At 63.4% G+C, this 21,140-nt stretch carries 23 protein-coding genes; 19 read left to right on the top strand and 4 right to left on the bottom strand.

The window, feature by feature from the left end; all coding sequences use genetic code 11:
• Positions 1-648: a thiamine phosphate synthase gene (locus tag NKH52_RS15050; RefSeq protein WP_352731021.1), complete on the bottom strand. Its 648-nt coding sequence runs from the start codon at positions 646-648 to the stop codon at positions 1-3.
• 132 nt (positions 649-780) lie between these two features.
• Positions 781-1,698, bottom strand: a complete 918-nt coding sequence (locus NKH52_RS15045; protein WP_352731024.1) for a DMT family transporter — start codon at positions 1,696-1,698, stop codon at positions 781-783.
• A gap of 132 nt (positions 1,699-1,830) precedes the next feature.
• Here NKH52_RS15045 and NKH52_RS15040 point away from each other — a divergent pair, with 132 nt between their 5' ends.
• From NKH52_RS15040 to NKH52_RS15030, 3 genes are all read left to right on the top strand, one after another.
• A complete protein-coding gene (locus NKH52_RS15040; protein WP_352731027.1) occupies positions 1,831-2,310 on the top strand; it encodes an Lrp/AsnC family transcriptional regulator in 480 nt (159 codons plus the stop codon).
• A gap of 97 nt (positions 2,311-2,407) precedes the next feature.
• Positions 2,408-3,136 carry a class I SAM-dependent methyltransferase gene (locus tag NKH52_RS15035; RefSeq protein WP_352731029.1) on the top strand — a complete coding sequence of 243 codons (729 nt, stop codon included), beginning with the start codon at positions 2,408-2,410 and terminating at the stop codon, positions 3,134-3,136.
• A gap of 118 nt (positions 3,137-3,254) precedes the next feature.
• Positions 3,255-4,025, top strand: coding sequence for a sulfite exporter TauE/SafE family protein (locus NKH52_RS15030; protein WP_352554255.1), 771 nt, complete (start codon positions 3,255-3,257; stop codon positions 4,023-4,025).
• A 33-nt stretch (positions 4,026-4,058) separates the two neighbouring features.
• Here the strand turns inward: NKH52_RS15030 and NKH52_RS15025 are convergent, their stop codons facing one another.
• Positions 4,059-4,610, bottom strand: a complete 552-nt coding sequence (locus NKH52_RS15025; protein ID WP_352731031.1) for a DUF2269 family protein — start codon at positions 4,608-4,610, stop codon at positions 4,059-4,061.
• A gap of 331 nt (positions 4,611-4,941) precedes the next feature.
• On the opposite strand from NKH52_RS15025, the gene NKH52_RS15020 reads away from it, so the two are divergent.
• The 7 genes from NKH52_RS15020 to ruvB all read left to right on the top strand — a co-directional run bounded on the left by NKH52_RS15020 (position 4,942) and on the right by ruvB (position 9,290).
• The gene (locus tag NKH52_RS15020; RefSeq protein ID WP_352731034.1) at positions 4,942-5,322 is read left to right on the top strand and encodes a hypothetical protein; all 381 of its coding nucleotides are present in this window, start codon (positions 4,942-4,944) and stop codon (positions 5,320-5,322) included.
• A gap of 396 nt (positions 5,323-5,718) precedes the next feature.
• Entirely contained in the window at positions 5,719-6,252 is a 534-nt protein-coding gene (rcdA, locus tag NKH52_RS15015; protein ID WP_352731037.1) for a protease adaptor protein RcdA, read from the top strand.
• Positions 6,253-6,328: 76 nt separating this feature from the next.
• Entirely contained in the window at positions 6,329-6,838 is a 510-nt protein-coding gene (ruvC, locus tag NKH52_RS15010) for a crossover junction endodeoxyribonuclease RuvC (RefSeq protein ID WP_352731039.1), read from the top strand.
• A gap of 56 nt (positions 6,839-6,894) precedes the next feature.
• Positions 6,895-7,164, top strand: a complete 270-nt coding sequence (locus NKH52_RS15005; RefSeq protein ID WP_027162524.1) for an AbrB/MazE/SpoVT family DNA-binding domain-containing protein — start codon at positions 6,895-6,897, stop codon at positions 7,162-7,164.
• The gene (locus NKH52_RS15000; RefSeq protein WP_127296187.1) at positions 7,142-7,561 is read left to right on the top strand and encodes a type II toxin-antitoxin system VapC family toxin; all 420 of its coding nucleotides are present in this window, start codon (positions 7,142-7,144) and stop codon (positions 7,559-7,561) included. Before NKH52_RS15005 ends, NKH52_RS15000 begins: the two co-directional genes overlap by 23 nt.
• 27 nt (positions 7,562-7,588) lie before the next feature.
• A complete protein-coding gene (ruvA, locus tag NKH52_RS14995) occupies positions 7,589-8,209 on the top strand; it encodes a Holliday junction branch migration protein RuvA (protein ID WP_027037190.1) in 621 nt (206 codons plus the stop codon).
• Positions 8,210-8,252: 43 nt separating this feature from the next.
• Complete coding sequence (gene ruvB / locus NKH52_RS14990; protein WP_023811851.1) at positions 8,253-9,290, top strand: Holliday junction branch migration DNA helicase RuvB; 1,038 nt, start codon at positions 8,253-8,255, stop codon at positions 9,288-9,290.
• A gap of 102 nt (positions 9,291-9,392) precedes the next feature.
• On the opposite strand, the gene NKH52_RS14985 is transcribed toward ruvB, so the two are convergent.
• Positions 9,393-10,643, bottom strand: a complete 1,251-nt coding sequence (locus tag NKH52_RS14985) for a glycoside hydrolase family 5 protein (protein ID WP_352731042.1) — start codon at positions 10,641-10,643, stop codon at positions 9,393-9,395.
• 55 nt (positions 10,644-10,698) lie between these two features.
• On the opposite strand from NKH52_RS14985, the gene ybgC reads away from it, so the two are divergent.
• From ybgC to ftsH, 9 genes are all read left to right on the top strand, one after another.
• Positions 10,699-11,181 (top strand): tol-pal system-associated acyl-CoA thioesterase, encoded by a 483-nt coding sequence (ybgC, locus tag NKH52_RS14980; protein WP_352731045.1) that lies wholly within the window; start codon positions 10,699-10,701, stop codon positions 11,179-11,181.
• 273 nt (positions 11,182-11,454) lie between these two features.
• The gene (gene tolQ / locus NKH52_RS14975; protein ID WP_023811854.1) at positions 11,455-12,165 is read left to right on the top strand and encodes a protein TolQ; all 711 of its coding nucleotides are present in this window, start codon (positions 11,455-11,457) and stop codon (positions 12,163-12,165) included.
• A 10-nt stretch (positions 12,166-12,175) separates the two neighbouring features.
• Positions 12,176-12,631 carry a protein TolR gene (gene tolR, locus NKH52_RS14970; protein WP_352731046.1) on the top strand — a complete coding sequence of 152 codons (456 nt, stop codon included), beginning with the start codon at positions 12,176-12,178 and terminating at the stop codon, positions 12,629-12,631.
• An 8-nt stretch (positions 12,632-12,639) separates the two neighbouring features.
• Positions 12,640-13,797, top strand: a complete 1,158-nt coding sequence (gene tolA / locus NKH52_RS14965; protein WP_352967255.1) for a cell envelope integrity protein TolA — start codon at positions 12,640-12,642, stop codon at positions 13,795-13,797.
• Between the two features lie 66 nt (positions 13,798-13,863).
• Positions 13,864-15,147 carry a Tol-Pal system beta propeller repeat protein TolB gene (tolB, locus tag NKH52_RS14960; protein WP_502908031.1) on the top strand — a complete coding sequence of 428 codons (1,284 nt, stop codon included), beginning with the start codon at positions 13,864-13,866 and terminating at the stop codon, positions 15,145-15,147.
• Positions 15,148-15,395: 248 nt separating this feature from the next.
• Entirely contained in the window at positions 15,396-15,902 is a 507-nt protein-coding gene (pal, locus tag NKH52_RS14955; protein WP_352731052.1) for a peptidoglycan-associated lipoprotein Pal, read from the top strand.
• A 226-nt stretch (positions 15,903-16,128) separates the two neighbouring features.
• Positions 16,129-17,238 (top strand): tol-pal system protein YbgF, encoded by a 1,110-nt coding sequence (gene ybgF / locus NKH52_RS14950; RefSeq protein WP_352731054.1) that lies wholly within the window; start codon positions 16,129-16,131, stop codon positions 17,236-17,238.
• A gap of 57 nt (positions 17,239-17,295) precedes the next feature.
• Positions 17,296-18,687: a tRNA lysidine(34) synthetase TilS gene (gene tilS, locus NKH52_RS14945; RefSeq protein WP_352731057.1), complete on the top strand. Its 1,392-nt coding sequence runs from the start codon at positions 17,296-17,298 to the stop codon at positions 18,685-18,687.
• Positions 18,688-18,811: 124 nt separating this feature from the next.
• On the top strand, positions 18,812-20,740 hold the full coding sequence (ftsH, locus tag NKH52_RS14940) for an ATP-dependent zinc metalloprotease FtsH (RefSeq protein ID WP_023811859.1): 1,929 nt from the start codon (positions 18,812-18,814) through the stop codon (positions 20,738-20,740).
• Positions 20,741-21,140: the final 400 nt, after the last annotated feature.

Genomic DNA, 21,140 nt, shown 5'->3' with positions numbered 1-21,140 from the left:
TCAGTCCTCGAAGCGCGGCGCGGTCTCGTCGAGCAGCGCGTTGGCGCTGGCGACCGCTGTCTTGGGATCGGTGCCGTCGGCGAACACGGCGCTCGACAGTGCCACGAATTCGGCACCTGTGGCGCCCACGGCTTCGACCGAGGCGATTTCGGATCCGGCCATGACGATGCACGGGATCTGGATCATGTCCGCCCACCATGCGCCGAGCGACAGGTTGCGCGGGTGTGGTTCGGGCTTGTTGTCGTAACCGAAGCGGCCGAAGAAGATGTAATCGGGCCGTGTCTCGCCGAGCTCAAGCGCGTCGTCACGCGTCTTGGCGCCGCCGGTGCCGACCATCATCTTTGCCTGGAAATGCTCGATCGTCTCGGCGAGCTCGGCCTTGGAGACCTCGACATGGATGCCGTCGGCCTGGACGCGGCCGGCTATGCGGGTGTCGCCGGCGATGATGACAGCAACGCCGGCGGCTTGCGCTGCCGGCACGATCTGTTCGGCGAAAGCCTGGAAGGAGGCTTCATCCATGCCGTTCTCGGGCAGGATCAGCGAAGCGACATCGCCGCCATCGAATGCCGCGATAATACGGGCAGCCGGCACGCCGGACGGCGCGATCAGCACGATGCGACAGCGATTGGGGGGCGTTGCGTCATTCATGGTTCTTCGGGTCCCGAGTTTCGCCTATGCCGGGCGAAGATGGTTGGATTGCGGCATAGAGCAAAGTGCCCGCTTTGAACAGGCGGGCAGCCGGGATCGCGATGTTGCCCCGCCGGACGCCGGCGGACCGCTTTACTTGATCGGGTGTGGGCTCGCGACTGGTGGTTTGGTCCTCCACAGCGTCCAGCCGAGATTCATGCCGGCGGCGGCGATCAGGATGGTGGTGGCGCCGACGATCTGGCTCAGGTGCAACCGATGGCCGAAGGCCACGACATCGACCAGGATCGCGACCACCGGGTAGATGAAGGACAGCGACCCCTGCAGATGCGTCGGCAGCTTCTGGATGGCACCGTACATCAATATGTACATCAGGCCGGTGTGGACGATGCCGAGCGTCGCCAGCATGGTCCAGCTCCACGCATCGGCCGGAAGCTGGGAAAAATTGGCGAACGGCGCCAGCATGACGACGCCGACGCAGACCTGGATCAGCGCGATGAGGTGCGGCGGCGTGCCCTTGAGCTTCTTGGTGACGATGGCGGCGACGGCCCAGAAGAAAGCCGCGCCCAGCGCCATGACGATGCCGGTAAAATAATCCGTGCCGGCCATGTCGGCATTGGGGGCGGCGTCAGGAGCGGCCTGCACGATCAGCACCATGCCGGCGAAGGCGATGGCCAGCCAGGCCAGCTTGGTCAGGGTCAGCCGCTCGGCGAAGACGAGCGCGCCGAAGCCGACCAGCATGAAGGGCTGCGTGTTGTAGACGGCGGTGGCGATCGAGATCGACGCGCGGGAAAACGCGCTGAACAGCAAAAGCCAGTTGACGACGATGGCGACGCCGCCGAGCGCGGCGATGCCGATGATGCGCAACGACAGTCTGTTGCGCAGCAAGCCCAGCCCGGCGCAGATGATGAGCAGCGTCAGCGCGCCGAAAGCGCAACGCCAAAACACCACATCCATGATCGGCTGGCCGGACAGGACGACGAACCATCCGATCGTTCCCAGTATCGCCATAGCGGCCGACATTTCGACCGTGCCGCGCACTGTATCGTTCACAACAAACCTCCATATCAGTTGAGCCATTATAATCTCATGCGGAAACGCGGCTTTCCATCGAATGAGAAAGGAGGTATGGGTAAATGACCTAGTTATATTAGGCCATGGTTCCAAATCAGCGAGAAATGTAAAATGCTTGATGATCTCGACCGAAATCTCCTTGAAATCCTGATCAGGGATGCGCGGACCTCGCTGAAGGAACTGGCCGCCCAGGTCGGGCTGTCGTCGCCCAGCGTTTCGGAGCGGCTTCGACGACTCGAGGAGCGCGGCGTCATCCGCGCGTTCACCGTCGAAATCGATCCGCTGGCGCTTGGCTATACCTTGCAGGCGATCGTGCGCATCCGGCCCCTGCCGGGCAAACTGCACATCGTCCAGAAGCTGATCGAGGAGATCCCCGAATTCGGCGAATGCGACAAGGTGACGGGTGATGACTGCTTCGTCGCCCGGCTGTTCGTGCGCTCGATCAGTGATCTCGACGGGATTCTCGACCGCATCGCCGACAAGGCCGAGACCAGCACCGCCATCATCAAGGCGCAGCCCATCCGGCGGCGGCCGCCACCGCTCGATGCAACCGCGCCTCGTGACAGGGTAAGGGCCTTGCAGGCTTCCTGAGCCAGGCTGGGCTCGGCCATGTTTTCAGAGGGCCGATCGAAGCCGGGTGGAAAGCCGGCGGCCGGTTGGTTAGGGTGCCGGCCCAAACGAGACCGTCATGGCGCAGAATATATACGACCGGGAGGATTTCTTCGCAGGCTACAGCCAGCTCGGCCGTTCCGTCGAAGGTCTGGATGGCGCCGCCGAGTGGCCGGCGCTGCGCGCAATGCTGCCCGATGTCAGCGGTTCGAGGATCGCCGATCTCGGCTGCGGCTTCGGCTGGTTCTGCCGCTGGGCCCGCGAGCATGGGGCGGCGCAGGTGCTTGGCCTGGATCTGTCGGAGAAGATGCTTGCCCGGGCAAGGGCCGCCCACCCGGATGCGGGCATAGACTATGAGACGGCCGATCTCGATCGGCTCAGCCTGCCGGAAGCCAGCTTCGATCTCGTCTACAGCTCGCTCGCCCTGCACTATGTCGAGGATGTGTCGCATCTGTTCGGGACCGTGCATCAGGCCCTGGCGCCTGGCGGGCATTTCGTCTTGTCGACGGAACATCCGATCTTCATGGCGCCGACCAAACCCGGCTGGGTGATCGATGCCGAAGGCCGCAAGACGTGGCCTGTCGACCAGTATCTGGTGGAAGGACCGCGCAGCACCGACTGGCTGGCCAAGGGTGTCGTGAAACATCACCGCACGATCGGCGCCACCATCAACGCACTGATCCGGTCCGGCTTCACCATCGGCCATGTCGAGGAATTCCGGCCGACAGCCGAGCAGATTGAGGCCAAACCCGAACTGGCTGAGGAACTCGAGCGGCCGATGTTCCTGCTGGTCTCGGCGCGTCGGTAGGCACAGGCCTGCGTCGGCTCGCAGGCGCGGCCGCCACGCTCATATTTGCTGTCGCTCCGCCCGGCATTCTGGGCTATTCAAGCGTCGACACGCTTTCCCTCCGGACCAGCCCCCTCCCATGTCAGGCCTGCTTCTCGATCCGTGGTTCTATGCGGCCGCCATTCCGGCGGTCATTCTGGTCGGCCTGTCCAAGGGCGGCTTCGGCGGCGCCGTCGGCTTCGTCGGCGTGCCGCTGATGGCGCTGACCATGCCGCCGGTGCAGGCGGCAGCCATCCTGCTGCCGATCCTGTGCCTGATGGATATCGTCTCGGTATGGACATGGTGGGGCGTTTATAACAGAAAGATGCTGGTCGACATGATGCCGGGCGCCGTCATCGGCATCGGCCTTGGCTGGCTGACGGCGGCACTGGTCACCGAAGAGGCGGTGCGGCTGATCGTCGGCGCCGTCGCCATCATCTTCGTCCTGCGCTGGCTTTATCTGCAGTTCCGCCATGGCGCCGATCACGCGGCGGCGCCCAACCGCGTGGCCGCCGCGGTCTGGGGCACGGTCGCCGGGTTCACCAGTTTCGTCGCCCATGTCGGCGGCCCGCCCTTCCAGGTCTATGCCTTGCCGATCCGTCTCGATCCAAAGGTTTTGTCGGGCACCGCCGCGATCTTCTTTGCCGCCACGAATGCGCTGAAGCTTGTGCCTTATTTCGCGCTCGGCCAGTTCGACACCGCCAATCTGACGGCATCGGCGGCGCTGATGCCGCTGGCGCCGCTGTCGACCATTGCCGGGGCCTGGCTGGTGCGCCGGATGCGGCCGGAAACCTTCTATCCCTTCACCTACGCAACCGTCGCGGTCGTGGCGCTGAAGCTGCTGTGGGATGGTATCGCCGGACTGATGTAGAAAGGCGACCGCGCAGGTTCCTCACCATCAGGGTCAGGCGGGGCTTGGCAGGAGGCGACGGTTACCGCCAAACGCCAGCGTGGCACCCACCACGACGACCAGCATCATGCCGGCGAGGATGCCGATGTCATGCACGGTCGGTTTGAACACCATGTCGGCAATGATCACCAGCATCACCGCATAGTCGAAGCGTGCCGCGCTCATCATGCGCTGGCCGATGGCAAGAACGGCTGGCGTGACGCCCTCCCTGGCGATCATCTCGCCCATGCGCTCGCCGGTCGGCTTGAAGATGAACATGCCGATCGAAAAGGTCGTGGCGTAGCCGGCCAGGCCGATCAGGATCCACAGGTCGGAGAAGCCGACCCAGAACCAGCACATGATGAGGCCGAAAATCAGCGTCAGCATCGACATCGGCGCAAAGAACCTGCCGCCCAGCTGACCGCTGGCGCGCATTGCCTGCAGTTTTTCCTCTATGTTGCCCGCCCGCTCGGCAAGCATGCCCAGCAGGAACAGCACGAAGCCGCCACCGACCCACAGAATGGCGGTAGTGACGTGGAGGAATTTGACGATCGAGTACCAGTCCATGGTTTGCTCCTGCAGTGTTCCGGTCAGGTTTGTGGCGGCGCGGATGGCGCCGCCGTCAGAGGAGCGGGCGTTTAGCGCGGTGCCTGTTTCGGTACGATGTCGCGAAAAATCCGGCTCTGTTTCAGCCTGCCCTCAACTTACGAAGTCGCCGAGATTGTGAATGCACTATCTGATTTTCTGCTAATATACGGATGTCGGGAGGGGTTGGCGCGACATCGTCCGGATACGCTGCCGATGCTAGTGCGCCAATGCCGGGAGCCCGGTGGCGACAACAATCGCCTGACGATCAACCCATTCCCGCAAACGGGAAAAGGCAATTCGGGGGACCATTATGCAAGGGATAGCACGGAATTTCTTCACCCTGGCCATCATCTATTCGCTGTGCGGCATGGCGCTCGGCCTGTACATGGCGATCAGCCAGGATCACGGACAGATGCCGACCCACGCCCACACGATGGTGGCCGGATGGCTGATGTCGGCGGTCTTCGCCTTCTTCTACCATTTGTTTCCGGCAATCGGGCAGAAGACGCTCGCTACCGTTCATTTCTGGCTGACCGCAATCAGCGGTATCGGCCTGCTGATCGGCCTCTATTTCCTGCTTGCCGGCAATGCCGCGGTCGAACCGCTGGTGGCGGCCTCCTCGATGGGCTTCTACGCAGCCATGCTGTTGTTTGCCTTCATCGCGTTGCCCGCCGTCTGGAGGACAGCCTGAGCTAGCCTGACGTAGGAGATGATGTGCTGTTACGGCACAGTATGGCGGCGTTCGGTCAAAAAACATCCGCGCCGTTAAGGCTTCATTAAGCTTTACAGGTGTTTACTATGTTTATCCAGTGATCTGGATTCTTACCGAGTGGTTGGAGCCACTTTGTTTGACGCCTCCCTGTTAACTCCTGAGAGCCGCCTTATCCGCGGCTCTTTTTTTGTCTTCATTTCCCTTTTGTCCGCATCTCAGCGGGGGCCGCCCAATGGCGGCTCGCCGTTAACCTTCTGTTAAACATGTGCTTGCCTTCGCCAGTGACGAAGCGCATTTTCAAGCTTCAGTCAGATAGGGTTCCGGGTGTATCGGCAGGGAGCCGAATCGGCCGGTTGCAAGTGCAGGGGCGTATCAATGAACGAGCCTTCGAAGGGCAGTGCGAAAACCGTCAAGCTGGCGGAGCGCCGGGTTTTCTCGCAATCCTTCAAGCCGCTTTACCAGGAAGGCATGGGCCTGGTCGAACAGGCCGCCGAATATCTCGACGGCAAGGGCCGGGCCGAGGCAAAGAAACTGTCGCGGCTGGGCGCCACGCTCTATGCGGCCGAATCGATGCGGCTGACCACCAGGCTGATGCAGGTTGCGTCCTGGCTGCTTTTGCAGCGCGCCGCCAATTCCGGCGAGATGACCCGCGACCAGGTCGCGTCGGAAAAGTCCAAGGTGCGCCTCGACACCGCTTCCGCCCATGACGAAGCCACCGGCTGGGCCGAGCTGCCCGAGGATTTCCTCGACCTCGTCACCCGCTCGCTGCGCCTGCAAGCACTGGTGCGCCGCATGGACGACGAGATCTATGGTTCGGGCGCCTTGATCGACATGCAATCGATGGCTCGCCGCCTCAATCCGGTTTCCGACCAGATCAGCCTGCTCAACACGGCTTTCGCTCGGGGTTAAAACCTCGGCCCGCCTTCTGTTTCCGGTTTGTTCACATTTCGCTGGCATCGCTGTCCGCCGGAGGTAAACTCGGCAAATGGCGGAAGCGATTCGCATCATCGGTATCGACCCTGGGCTTCGGCGCACCGGCTGGGGCATCGTCGAAAGCCTCGGCAATTCGCTGCGCTTCATTGCTTCCGGCACTGTGAAGTCCGACGACAAGGCGGCGCTGGCAACGCGGCTGTGCCAGTTGCATGACGGGCTGGCGGATATCCTGCACAGCGCGATGCCGCACGAGGCGGCGGTCGAGCAGACCTTCGTCAACAAGGACGCGGTGGCAACGCTGAAGCTTGGCCAGGCACGCGGCATCGCCATGCTGGTGCCGGCGCGTGCGGGTCTCGTCGTCGCCGAATATGCGCCCAACGCCGTCAAGAAGGCTGTGATCGGCGTCGGCCATGGCGACAAGAAGCAGATCCACATGATGGTGAAGGTGCTGTTGCCGAAAGCCGTCTTCGACACCGAACATGCCGCGGACGCGCTGGCCGTCGCCATCTGTCACGCGCATCATCGGCAAAGCGTGGCCTACAGAATGGCGCTGGCCGGCTAGCTATGTTCTTGACTTGTTCACGTTGCAGGGATAAGTAATACCGCTGAGGTATTACCATGCGCGTGACCACCAAGGGGCAAGTTACAATCCCCAAGCCGATAAGGGACCGTCTGGGCATCGCCCCGGGCTCCGAGGTGGAGTTCGTGGCCACCGACGAGGGCGTACGGCTGGTTGCCGTCAACGAGAACCTCTCCCAGGAAGAGAAATTGCGCAGGTTCAGCGATGTCCTCGACCGGATGGAGGGGACGTTGGATCTGGGAGGCATGACCACCGATCAGTACATGGAGTGGTTGAGGGGGCCGCGTGAAGATCTCGACGTTGATTGACACAAATGTCCTGCTCGACGTTTGGGGTCCAGCCGGACCGCTGAAAGGATGGTCGGCATCGGCAATCGCCTCCTGCCGCCGCGACGGCGCGTTGGTGGTCAACACGATCGTCTGGTCCGAGTTGGCGCCGCTGATTGCGACGGAAACGGCGCTTCGAAAAGCAGTCGACATGCTTGAGATGGATCGCGAACTTGTACCTTGGGACGCGGCATTCCTTGCCGGCGTCACGCATTCCCGCTATCGCCGGGCCGGTGGCATCAGGGAAAGAACCTTGCCCGATTTCTTTATCGGCGCTCACGCGACCGTCGCTGGACATCGTCTTTTGACCCGCGACGCTGCTCGTTACCGCAGTTACTTCCCGGAGCTCGACATCATCTCTCCTGAGACGCACCCATGAGAGCCCATCTTCCATGAAAGGTTTGGCATGATCGGCAAGCTCAAGGGCACGCTCGACGAGGTCGACGAGGATCATTGCCTCGTTGACATCCATGGCGTCGGTTACGTCGCCTATTGCTCGGCGCGCACGCTGGCCGCGCTGCCTTCGCCGGGCGAAGCGGTGGTGCTGTTCATCGAGACCTATGTGCGCGAGGACATGCTGCGCCTCTACGGCTTCCAGTCGCAGCTCGAGCGCGAGTGGTTCCGGTTGCTGATGAACAATGTGCCGGGCGTGGGCGCCAAGGTGGCGCTGGCCATCCTGTCGACGTTGGCGCCGGCGGATCTCGCCAACGCCATTGCGCTGCGCGACATCGCCATGGTTTCGCGCGCGCCCGGCGTCGGCAAGAAGGTGGCCGAGCGCATCGTCACCGAATTGAAGAACAAGGCGCCGGCCTATGCCGGCACCGCCTCGGGCACCATCGGCCTGAAGCAGGAACTCGGCGACGGCGTGGCATCCGCGCCGATCACCGACGCGGTCTCGGCACTGGTCAATCTCGGCTATTCGCGCGACACCGCCGCCAATGCGGTGGCGGCGGCGCTGAAGACGGCGGGCGAGGATGCGGATGCACCGAAGTTGATCCGCTTCGGGCTGAAGGAACTGGCGCGGTGAACCGTCGCTTGTTCAGCTGCTTGCCATGTGCAAGGAAGGCGTCATGAGCCTGTCGCCCCGCCTGATTGCGCCGGAAAAACGCGGCGAGGATGCCGAGCAGACCTTGCGGCCGCAGACGCTCGACGATTTCGTCGGCCAGGCGGCGGTGCGGGCCAATCTCAAAGTGTTCATCGAGGCCGCCAAAGGCCGCAACGAGGCACTCGACCACGTACTGTTCGTCGGGCCACCCGGTCTGGGCAAGACGACGCTGGCGCAGATCATGGCGCGTGAGCTCGGCGTCAATTTCCGCTCGACCTCCGGCCCGGTCATCGCCAAGGCCGGCGATCTTGCCGCGCTGCTGACCAATCTCGAGGAAGGCGATGTGCTGTTCATCGACGAGATCCATCGGCTGAGCCCGGCGGTGGAGGAGATCCTTTATCCGGCGATGGAGGATTTCCAGCTCGACCTGATCATCGGCGAAGGACCGGCGGCGCGTTCGGTCAAGATCGACCTTGCCCGCTTCACCCTGGTCGCCGCCACCACGCGGCTTGGGCTACTGACCAACCCGCTGCGCGACCGTTTCGGTATTCCGGTGCGCCTCAATTTCTACACGGTCGAGGAGTTGGAGCAGATCGTGCGGCGCGGTGCTCGCATCCTGCAGATGCCGCTCGGCGACGACGGTGCGCTGGAGATCGCGCGGCGCGCGCGCGGCACGCCGCGCATCGCCGGTCGGCTCTTGCGCCGCGTGCGCGATTTCGCCTCGGTCGCCGGCGACGGCCATGTCGACCGCAAGATCGCCGACGAGGCCTTGACCCGGCTGGAGGTCGATGCGCTCGGCCTCGACGCGCTCGACCGCCGTTATCTCAGCATGATCGCGCGCAATTTCGGCGGCGGGCCGGTCGGCATCGAGACGATCGCCGCCGGCCTGTCAGAGCCGCGCGACGCCATCGAGGACATCATCGAGCCCTATCTGATCCAGCAGGGCTTCATCCAGCGCACGCCGCGCGGCCGCATGCTGACGGCCAATGCCTGGCGCCATCTCGGCCTCGACGCGCCGAAAGATCTGGCGCAGCAGCAGATCAACCTGTTCCAGGAAGAGTAATTTTCCAGCGCGCCGTCCCGTCGTCTCGGGCCTGGCTCAGCATTGCGTCGGCACGTTTTTTGAATGCGCCCGGAATCTTGTCGATCGATCTTGGCTGAGCGATCAACGCAGCCCGCGGATCACGTCCATTACATCCGGCTCGGCCTTGTCGCCGTTGAAGGCGTCGACGAGGCCGAAGGCACCGCCATAGCTCCACACCGACCATGAGAAGCCATGTGCTTCGGCACGCCCGATCATGTCCCTGACATAGGCGGCCCGGTACTCGGCTGGCATCACATAGGCGTTGCCGTATTCCTGGCGGATCATGCCGAACTCGCCCAGGGTGATGTTTTCCGGCTTGATGCCGTTGGCCTGCGCCCATGTCTCGACCTTTTCGAACGGCGCATCCATCAAGCCGAGCAGCTTGTCGGGGCTGTCCATGCTGGCGACCTGTTCGTCGAGATATGCAAGCAGACCGCTCTGCCGTGTCCATGGCGCCTCGGCCTTGATCCTGGCGCGGATGGTGTCGAGCGTCACCCCAAGCTGCGCCTTGGGCACCGCGGTCAACGGATAGGGCAGGCCGGTCACGTAAGGAATGAAGTCGCCGGCCCAGGTCGCGCCCTGATGGGTGAGCAGGAACGGATCATAGGAATGAAAGGTCCAGATGACGTTGTCGTCGGGGATCATCTTCGGGTCGATCGTGTCCAGCGAACTCGCGGCGGAATAGCAGGCGCCGGTCAGCACCAGGGTCAGTTTCGTCGCCGAGGATCGCGCTGCGGCGAACAGTTTGCGCTGGCGGTCCGGCCACAGGCTGGTGCCGTCGCTGTCGCAATCGACGATCGGTTCGTTCATCGGCTCGAAAGCGACCTCGGCGGCATCTTCGCTCGCCAGCGTGCGCGCCATCCTGCGCACCATCTCGACATAGAGATCGAAGGTCTGCGGGTCGTCCATCACTTGCGCCATGCCGATCTTGCGGCTGCCGCCGGCCGGGATCAGGTGCATGTCGACGACTACCTTCAGCCCGGCGCGGTTGATCATGCGCACCGAGTCCAGCACGCTGGCATAGAGGTTGTCGCGCAAGGCCACGGTCTGGCCGGACAAGAAAGGCGACGGGTCGACCGGCATGCGCAGGAAATCGAAGCCCGCATCCTTCAGTGCCTTGAGGTCGTCTTCCCCAAGGAATTTGCGCCATTCGGGATAGGGCAGGATCGCCTTGGCATCGCCCCATTGGTCTTCGCCCGGCCACGTCGTCCACTGGTCGAGATTGAGGCCGCGCTTCATCGAGAAGGTTGCCGCCTGGCTGGGCCACACCAACGCCGCGAGCACAAGCAACACCGCCATCAAGGTCTTGATCATCGCCGTCAACAGTGCCATCCGATGCTGCCACGCGGGAAACAGGTGCCTCGTCGGGGCTGAAAAAGGAAGCGCAATGGGCGATCATGGTGAATCGGCGACGCTGCTGGCCGGCATTTCCGGTGCGCTGACAGCGTTCGGCCACCGGCTGATGGCGCGGGTCTATTACGCCGACACCGATTTCTCCGGTGTCGTCTATCATGCACGCTATCTCGAATTCTTCGAGCGCGGCCGCTCCGACTATCTCCGGCTGACCGGCGTGCATCACACCGAACTCGCCGACGGTAAGCATGGCGAAAAAATAGTCTGGGTGGTGCGGCGCATGGAGATCGACTTTCGCGGCCCTGCCCGCATCGACGACATCCTGACGGTCGACACCCGCACTGAGGACATTTCCGGTGCGCGCATCTTCATGGCGCAGCAGCTCAAGCGCGGCGACGAGGTGCTGGTCGAGGCCAAGGTCGAGGCGGCGATCATCGGCGAGAATGGCCGCCCAAGGCGCTTTCCCAAGGAATGGGTGGCGGCGTTCATGCCCAAGGCCTTGCCCGCAGCTGATTAGCCCCATTGCGATCAACAGCGATGGCTTGCGCATTGTCAGTAGGCGTGGCAATGCGCCGCGCCTTATATACTAACCCATCCTTAACCATAACGGTTCATGAAGAGATTGGTGAAGATTGGCGTTATCCGAGCGCCTTCCTTTCACCAATATTTGCCCCGAAAAGGCCGAGAACGGCACAGTTTGGGGTTGTTCCGGTCGCTTCGTGCGAACCGACCACAAGGGATGCCAGGGGCCAGCCGCCAGCTTCGCCCGGAAAATCTTAAGGACGTAACGATGGAAAATATCGCACTCGCCGACCCGGGCGCGCAATTGTCGGTTTGGTCGCTGTTCGTTTCGGCCAGCTGGGTGGTCAAGCTGGTCATGATCGGCCTGCTCTGCGCCTCGGTCTGGACCTGGGCGATCATCGTCGACAAGCTGGTTTCCTATGCCCGCATGCGGCTGGCGCTCAACCGGTTCGAACAGGTGTTCTGGTCCGGGCAGTCGCTGGAAGAGCTTTACCGCACGCTCGCCGATCGCAAGACAACCGGCATGGGCGCCATTTTCGTCGCCGCCATGCGCGAGTGGAAGAAGAGTTTCGAGAAGGGCGCCAAAACGCCGCTCGGCCTGCAGACCCGCATCGACAAGGCGATGGACCTGGCGCTGACGCGCGAAATGGAAAAGCTTGAGGGCCGCCTCGGCTTCCTCGCCACCACGGGCTCGGCGGCACCCTTCATCGGCCTGTTCGGCACTGTCATCGGCATCATGACGTCGTTCCAGGCAATCGCCGGCTCCAAGAACACCAGTCTCGCGGTGGTTGCGCCAGGCATTGCCGAAGCGCTGCTGGCGACGGCCATCGGCCTGCTCGCCGCCATCCCCGCCGTCATCGCCTACAACAAGCTGTCGTCCGATGCGAGCAAGATAGCAGTGCGCATGGAGGGGTTCTCCGACGAGTTCTCCGCCATACTCTCGCGCCAAATCGATGAAAAAGTGGCCCCCAAGGCCTGAGGAGTAGCAGATGGGTATGTCCATGGGCATGGGAGGAGGACGCGGCGGACGCGGCCACAGGCGGCGCGGCCGTCACCATGCGCTGATGTCCGAGATCAACGTCACGCCGATGGTCGACGTGATGCTGGTGCTGCTGATCATCTTCATGGTCGCGGCGCCGATGCTGACGGTCGGCGTGCCGATCGACCTGCCGGATACGCAGGCCAAGGCGATGAATGCCGACACGCAGCCGATTACCGTCTCGATCAACGCCGCCGGCCAGATCTATCTCCAGGAAACCGAAATTCCGATCGAGGAGCTGGTGGCCAAGCTGCAGGCAATCTCGAAGACCGGCTATGAGGAGCGCATCTTCATCCGCGGCGACAAGTCCACCGACTATGGCACCGCGATGAAGGTAATGGCCCGCATTTCGGCCGCCGGCTACAAGAACATCGGTCTGGTTTCATTGCAGGAACAGGGTCAGTAGACAAGAAGATGAAGACCGGCCTCACCACATCGGTGGTCTTGCATGCGGCGGCGCTGACCTTTGGCCTGTTCACGCTGACGGCGCCGGCCGCGCTTCCGTCGTCCGACGTCGAGTCGGTCGCGGTCGACATCGTTCCGATGGAAGCCATTGCGCAGACGTTGCAGGGCGACAAGAAGGCCGTGATGCATGAAAAGCCGGCACCCGTGCCGACGCAGCGCCCGGACATCGTTCCGGATGCGCAGAAGGTGGGCGAGAACAGCGTCGACACGGACAAGCCGATAACGCCGGAAGCCAAGCCCAAGCCCGTCGACATGACCTCGGCTCCGCCGCCCGCGCCGACCCCGATCGAAAAGCCGAAGCCCGAGGACGTGCCGAAGCCGCAGGAGACGCCCAAGCCCCCGCCGCCAACGGAAGTGGCGCCGGCGCCGACGCCCAAGGAAGAGGTCAAGCCCGAGCCGGTCAAGCAGCCCGACCCCAAGCCGACACCGGCCAAGCCGGCGCCAACCCCGCCGCCGCAGGACAAGACCGCCGCCATCGATCCGACGCCCGAGGTCAAGCCCGACGCCGTCGCCGAAGCCATAGCGCAGGAGCCCCCCGCCGAGGCGACGCAGCTGCCCGACTCGGCGCCCGCGCCGGAGGCACGGCCGAAGCCGCAGCCGGCGCAGGCCGAAAGCGCCAAGGCGCCGGAGCGCAAGAACGCCGACAAGCCGGTCAAGGAAGCGTCGTCGAAGCCGAAGTCCGATGACAAGCAATTCAACGCCGACGAGATCTCCGCGCTGCTCGACAAGCAGAAGCCATCCGGCGGCGGCGCCAAGCGCTCGACCCAGCAGGCGTCGCTCGGCGGCGACAAGGATCAGGGCCAGAAGCTTTCCAGGTCCGAAATGGGCGCCCTGGAAAGCCAGCTTGGCGGCTGCTGGACCCTTCCCGCGGGCCTGGAAGGTTCCGAGAACTTCGTCGTCGTCGTGCGGTTCAACCTGGATGCCTCCGGAAAGCTGGACGGGCGCCCGGCGGTCGAAACGTCAAGCGGAAACCGTCAGTTCGACGAAAGTGCGGTTCGTGCAGTGCAAAAATGCGATGTCACCGGCCTGCAGGTTCCTGCCGGCAAGCAGGACATCTGGGCCGACGTCCGCGTCACCTTCGATCCAAGGGAAATGCTCGGCCTCTAGGCCCGCGCATCCGAAAATCAGTACGAGAAGCGAGAAGACATGAAATCAATCCTCAAGCCGCTCCTGATGATCGCAGCAATGGCGATGGGCATGACCGCGGCCGGCACGCTGCCGGCGCTGGCGCTCGTCGAGCTCAACGTCAACAAGGGCAATGTCGAGCCGCTGCCGATCGCCATCACGGATTTCCAGGGCGGCGACGCGCTTGGGGCGCAGATTTCGCAGATCGTCACCGCCGATTTGAAGCGCTCGGGCCTGTTTGCGCCAATCGACAAGAGCGCCTTTATCGAGAAGATCACCAACCCCGATGCAGCGCCGCGCTTCGACGACTGGAAGGTGATCAACGCGCAGGCGCTGGTCACCGGCAGCGTCAGCAAGGAAGCCGACGGCCGCATCCGCGCCCAGTACCGGCTGTGGGATACCTTTGCCGGCCAGCAGATGGCTGGCGAGCAGTTCTTCGCCAACGACGCCAATCAGCGGCGTGTCGCCCATATCATCGCCGACGCGATCTATGAGCGGCTGACCGGCGAGAAGGGCTACTTCGACACCCGGGTCGTCTTCATTGACGAATCCGGCGCCAAGAATGCGCGCAAGAAGCGCCTCGCGATCATGGACCAGGACGGCGCCAATGTGCGCTATCTCTCGGACGGCAGGTCGATCGTGCTGACGCCGCGTTTCTCGCCGAACCGGCAGGAAATCACCTATATGTCTTATGAAAGCGGCCAGCCGCGGGTCTATCTGCTGCAGATCGAGACCGGCCAGCGCGAACTGGTCGGCAATTTCCCCGGCATGACCTTTGCGCCGCGCTTTTCGCCCGACGGCCAGAAGGTGATCATGAGCCTGCTGCGCGATGACGGCAATTCCAACATCTTCGCCATGGACCTGCGCAGCCGTTCGACGACGCGGCTGACCAATTCGACCGCCATCGACACCTCGCCGTCCTATTCGCCCGACGGCAGCAAGGTGGTGTTCACCTCCGACCGTGGCGGCCGCGCACAGATCTACGTGATGGGCGCCGACGGCTCGGGCCAGACCCGCATCTCCTTCGGCGACGGCGTCTATTCGACACCGGTCTGGTCGCCGCGCGGCGACCTCATCGCCTTCACCAAACAGACCGGCGGCGAATTCCAGATCGGCGTCATGAAGACCGATGGTTCGGGCGAGCGCATCCTGTCTTCCGGCTTCCAGCAGGAGGGGCCGACCTGGGCGCCGAATGGCCGCGTGCTGATGTTCTTCCGCGATTCCGCCGGCGGCCCCAAACTGGTTTCGGTCGATCTGACCGGACGCAACGAGCAATCGATCCCGACGGCGAACTTCGCTTCGGACCCCGCTTGGTCGCCGCTGCTCGAATAGGTTCGGCTGAATTGCCACACATGCTGAAAAGGGGCCGTTTCGGCCCCTTTTCCATGCCTTGGTCGCGTTTTGGCCGTATTTCCGCCTAGGGTCCGCGTGAAATGTGGCCTCACGCCAACGGCTGCGGACGGGCAGCCTAAACCAATTTTTAACCGTGTTTCTTGAATGCCGGTTAACCCAAACGTGGTTACTGGGTGATCAACGAAATCACTCAAATTAGATCACTCGAAATACGAAGGAGAGGCGGCATGGGCCGTATCGCAGCACTTACCAGAAACCCGGTTATGATCGCGCTGGTGGCGATGCTCGCCATCGCAGGTTGCGCCTCGAAGAAGACGCCGAACAGCGCTCAGGATCTTGGCCTTAACGGCGCCGGCGCGGCAACGCCCGGCTCGGCGCAGGACTTCACCGTCAACATCGGTGACCGCATCTTCTTCGATACGGACTCGACCTCGATCCGTGCCGACGCGCAGACGACGCTGGCTCGTCAGGCACAGTGGCTGAACCAGTACAAGCAGTATGCCATCGTCGTCGAAGGCCATGCCGACGAACGCGGCACACGTGAATACAATCTGGCGCTCGGCGCCCGCCGCGCCGCCGCTACCCGTGACTTCCTTGTCGCCAAGGGCGTCTCGGCCAGCCGTCTCAAGACCATTTCCTACGGCAAGGAACGTCCGGTCGCGGTTTGCGACGACATCTCCTGCTGGTCGCAGAATCGCCGCGCGGTCACCACGCTTAGCGGTGCTGGCTCCTGAGGCATCATGCAGCCGACCGGCGCGTCAAAGAACGTGCGGCCGTCTTAGCGATAAAAATGCAACATACCTGTGCGAAAGGCGGCCCTGGGGCCGCCTTTTTCATATCCGGATGCTCGAAACAAAATTTGGCCGAAGTCTCGGCTCCTGCTATGAGCCGAGGGCGCTTGGCTGGTCCCATGCTGATTGGAAGGCGCGAACAAGCTAACGAAATCACTGCGAGAGGCACATGCATTTGAGATCGGTTCTGAGCGGCACGCTTGCGCTGCTGCTCCTATCAGGCGTCACCGCCCTGGCTAGCGGCACCGGGGCGAGCGGCACAGGGCAATCAACCGACAGCGGCTTTACCTTTCATCTTCCCAGTATCGAATTGCCCAGCTTCTTTGGTCAAAAGAAGAAACCGGACCAGGTGCAGCTGGTGCAGTCCGATCCTGCCGCTGTCACCAGCCTGGAAGAGCAGCTGCGGCAGATGAACGGCAAGATCGAGGAACTCAATTTCCAGGTCCTGCAGATGCAGGAGCAGATCCGCAAGCAGCAGGAAGACAATGAATTCCGCTTCCAGCAACTTGAAGGCGGCGGCACGCAAGGCGGACAGCCGCCGGCACAGAAGAAGTCGGACGCCGCCACCGGCGCCGACACCGACGTGGCAACAGCCCCGGCAATACGGGCGCCGGCCGATGCCGGCGCCGCGGCCGGCAACGGTCAATCGGCAGGCGGCAAGACGGTCGAGGACGTCATCGTCGAATCTCCCGATGGCGACCCCGGCAAGGTTATTCCCGGTACCGGAGCGCCGGAAAAGAATTTCGGCACCATCACGGTCGACAAGAACGGCAATGTCATCGATGCCGGCGGCAACACACAATCGACCGCGCCGGCGCAGGACACCGCGCCAGTCGCCGGGGCGGCGCCCAAGGCCGGCAAATCCGATACGGTGGTCGCGGCGTTGCCCGCCACCAATAACCCGGAGGAGCTCTACCGCAACTCCTACCAGTTCATCCTCTCGGGCGACTACGGCACCGCCGAGCAGGGTTTTCGCGACCACATCGCCCGCTTCCCCAGGGATGCGAAGGCGGCGGACGCGCATTACTGGCTGGGCGAGTCATTGCTCGGCCAGCAGAAATACCGCGATGCGGCCGAAACGTTCCTTGCCGCCAGCAAGGATTACCCCAAGGCCAAGAAAGCTCCCGACATGTTGCTGAAGCTCGGCGTGTCGCTGGTCGGCCTCAAGCAGCACGACGTTGCCTGCGCCACCTTCAGCGAGGTCGGCAAGCGCTACCCTGATATTTCCAGCGCGCTCAAGGAACGCGTCAAGCAGGAGAAGGCTCTGGCTGCCTGCTGATCCTTGTCATACATGTCGTTGTCCTGAAACCGGGATCACTTTTGGGCGACATGCATTATGCTCGACACCGAGCCGGACCTTTCGACTAACCCTTTTTCGCATATCGATTTTACCAGCGGCGCTGTTGCGGCCGTGTCCGGCGGCAGCGACTCGACCGCCCTGCTTCTTCTTCTCAAACACCATCTCGACCGCACGGCGCCGGCAACCAGGCTGCTGGCGGTGACGATCGACCACGGTTTGCGGTCCGGTTCGGCTGCGGAAGCGCAAACAGTGGCGAAGCTGTGCGCCAGACTCGGAATTTCACATCGCATCCTGACATGGTCGGGCCCCAAGCCATCGACCGGCCTGCCCGCCGCCGCTCGCGAGGCGCGCTACCGGCTTCTGGCCGAAGCGGCACAGGCCGAAGGCGTCGGCATGATCCTTACCGGCCATACCGCCGACGATCAGGCGGAGACGGTGCTGATGCGGCAAGCGCGCGCAGAAGGATTGGCGCGGGACGAGGGCCAAGGCCATGCCGAAATGGCAGGCCGGGGACTTGCCGGGATGGCGCCGGCCACCCTGTATGACTGGCGCGCGTGGATCGTTCGGCCGCTTCTCGGGTTGCGGCGCGCGGCACTGCGCGATTTCCTGCGCCGTCAAAATGTCGGCTGGGCCGACGACCCGACCAATGTCGACGCGGCTTTCGAGCGGCCGCGCATGCGGGCGGCCCTTGCCAAGAGCAACGGTGCGCGGCGTGTCGATGATGCGCTGGCGCTGGCCGCGCATGAGGGCCGTGCGCGCAGTCAACTCGGCCTCGCTGCCGCAAGCTTGATCGGCGGGTTCGCGGCCCAGCCGGTTCGCGGGCTCGTTCGCCTTGATCCAGGCTTGTTGACCGCCGGCGACGAGCGAGCGGCTGTCTATGCGTTGCGCATCCTGCTGGCCACGACCGGCGGGGTTGCCTTCCTGCCGGATCAGGCCCGCAGCGAGGCTCTGTTCGGTCGGCTGAAGGCGGGATTTCTTTGCGCCACATTGTCGCGGACGGTTGTCGATTCCCGGCGCTCCGGCATCTTCCTGCGCCGCGAGGCGCGCGGCCTGTCCGCCGCCGCCGCCACCGGCAGCACCCTGTGGGATGGCCGCCGGCGCATCACATTGAACGACAGCAGCAGCGTATTGTTGATTGCCCCCTTGGGCCCTGCAGCGGCGAAGCGGCTGGCGACGGGCGAAGTAAAAACCCCGCCGAGCCTGATGCGCGGGGCGCTCGCGGCCGAACCGGCGTTGTGGCACGCCGGGGAATGCCTTGGTTTGCCTGGATATGGGCTGAAGTCGGCGATGATGGAAGTGCGGCCGGTCGTTACCCCCTTTGCCCGCTTCCTGCCGTCCTTCGACCTGGCGCCGGCGCAGGCCGTCGCCGGGCTGATTGGCGCGGCCCCGGTCCCGCCCTTGCCTTTCAGCGGCCATAGTGCCGGCTGATGGTGCGCGAAAGCTTAACCCAGACGTGCTGTTATGCTTGGCAAGGGGAGGTGCTCTCCCTATGTTAGGCGCAAGTTTCCTCTCATGACGCGTGTCCGCCCTGCGGACGCCAACGGGACAATTGATGAATCCGAACTATCGCAACCTCGCGCTCTGGGCGATCATAGCGGTCCTGCTCATAGCCCTGTTCAATCTGTTCCAGACGCCGCAGACGCGAGGGGCTTCCAGCGATGTGCCCTATTCGCAGTTCCTGCAGGATGTCGCGGCGGGCCGGGTCAAGACGGTGACCATCGCGGGCGCCCGTATCAGCGGCACCTACACCGACAATGCCAGCGGCTTCCAGACCTATTCGCCCGGCGATCCTTCGCTGGTCTCGCGGCTGCAGGACAAGAACGTCACCATCAATGCGCGGCCTGAAACGGACGGTTCCAATTCGCTGTTCGGCTATTTGATCTCGTGGCTGCCGATGATCCTCATCCTCGGCGTCTGGATATTCTTCATGCGCCAGATGCAGTCCGGCTCCGGTCGCGCCATGGGCTTCGGCAAGTCGAAGGCCAAGCTGCTCACCGAAGCGCATGGCCGCGTCACCTTCCAGGACGTTGCCGGCGTCGACGAAGCCAAGGAAGATCTGGAAGAGATCGTCGAGTTCCTGCGCGATCCGCAGAAATTCCAGCGGCTCGGCGGCAAGATTCCGCGCGGCGTGCTGCTCGTCGGCCCTCCGGGAACCGGCAAGACGCTGCTCGCCCGCTCGGTTGCCGGCGAAGCCAATGTGCCGTTCTTCACCATTTCCGGTTCCGACTTCGTCGAGATGTTCGTCGGCGTCGGTGCAAGCCGCGTCCGCGACATGTTCGACCAGGCCAAGAAGAACGCGCCCTGCATCATCTTCATCGACGAAATCGACGCTGTCGGCCGTCATCGCGGCGCCGGCCTCGGCGGCGGCAATGACGAACGCGAGCAGACGCTGAACCAGCTGCTGGTCGAGATGGACGGCTTCGAATCCAACGAAAGCATCATCCTAATCGCTGCCACCAACCGGCCCGACGTGCTCGATCCGGCACTGCTCAGGCCAGGCCGCTTCGACCGCCAGGTCGTGGTGCCGAACCCCGACATCGTCGGCCGCGAGAAGATCCTCAAGGTGCATGTGCGCAACGTGCCGCTGGCGCCCAATGTCGATCTCAAGGTGATCGCGCGCGGTACGCCGGGCTTTTCCGGCGCCGACCTGATGAACCTTGTCAACGAATCCGCGCTGATGGCGGCACGGCGCAACAAGCGCCTCGTCACCATGGCCGAATTCGAGGACGCCAAGGACAAGATCATGATGGGCGCCGAGCGCCGCTCGTCGGCCATGACGCAGGCCGAGAAGGAGCTGACCGCCTACCACGAGGCAGGCCACGCCATTCTTGCGCTGAACGTGCCATCGGCCGATCCGCTGCACAAGGCCACGATCATCCCACGCGGTCGCGCGCTCGGCATGGTCATGCAGTTGCCCGAAGGCGACCGTTATTCGATGAGCTACAAATACATGATCTCGCGGCTCGCCATCATGATGGGCGGCCGTGTCGCCGAGGAGTTCAAGTTCGGCAAGGAAAACATCACCTCGGGTGCCTCTTCGGATATCGAGCAGGCGACCAAACTGGCGCGCGCCATGGTCACGCGCTGGGGCTTTTCCGACAAGCTCGGCCATGTCGCCTATGGCGACAACCAGGAAGAAGTGTTCCTCGGCCATTCGGTGGCACGCACGCAGAACGTCTCGGAAGAGACAGCGCAGATCATCGATGCCGAAGTACGCCGCCTGATCGACGAGGCCTACTCATCGGCGAAGTCCATCCTGACCAAGAAGAAGAAGGAATGGATCGCGCTGGCGCAGGGCCTGCTGGAATACGAGACGCTGTCCGGCGAGGAGATCAAGCAGTTGATCGCCGGCCACAAGCCGGCGCGCGACCTTGGCGACGATACGCCGCCGAGCCGTGGCTCGGCCGTGCCGAAGTCCGGTGGCCGCCGCAAGAAGGGGCCGGAGCCCGAAGGCGGCATGGAACCGCAGCCATCGAGCTGAGCTTGACCACTGATTTCATCGAACGCCGCGGCTTGCTCCGCGGCGTTTTTTGTTTTTGGCGTTGGGGAGGAGTTGTCCGCGACCTCGCATCTGCGACGGTGACGATTGGCGAAAGCCTAGGTGATAGCCAATCTCCCCCCTTGCGGGGGAGATGCCCGGCAGGGCAGAGCGGGGTGTGAAGGATCGCCTACCCTTCCAATTAATCCCGTTCTTTCTTTATCCGTAATCGGTGAAGGCGTGGGCTGTGACTGTTGACTGGTCGGCGGGACAGCACCCCCTCTGTCCTGCCGGACATCTCCCCCGCAAGGGGGGAGATTGGCAACGTCGCCGCGGGCGTGCCCTCGAAGGCAACAAAAAGGCCCGCGAACCCTGCGGTTCGCAGGCCTTCTCTTCTTCAGAT

It is taken from the genome of Mesorhizobium sp. M1066 (genome assembly GCF_040318635.1).
Taxonomy (GTDB): Bacteria; Pseudomonadota; Alphaproteobacteria; order Rhizobiales; family Rhizobiaceae; genus Mesorhizobium.
Note: the sequence above shows the minus strand (reverse complement) of the source record. Positions and strands in the feature narration are given on the sequence as shown.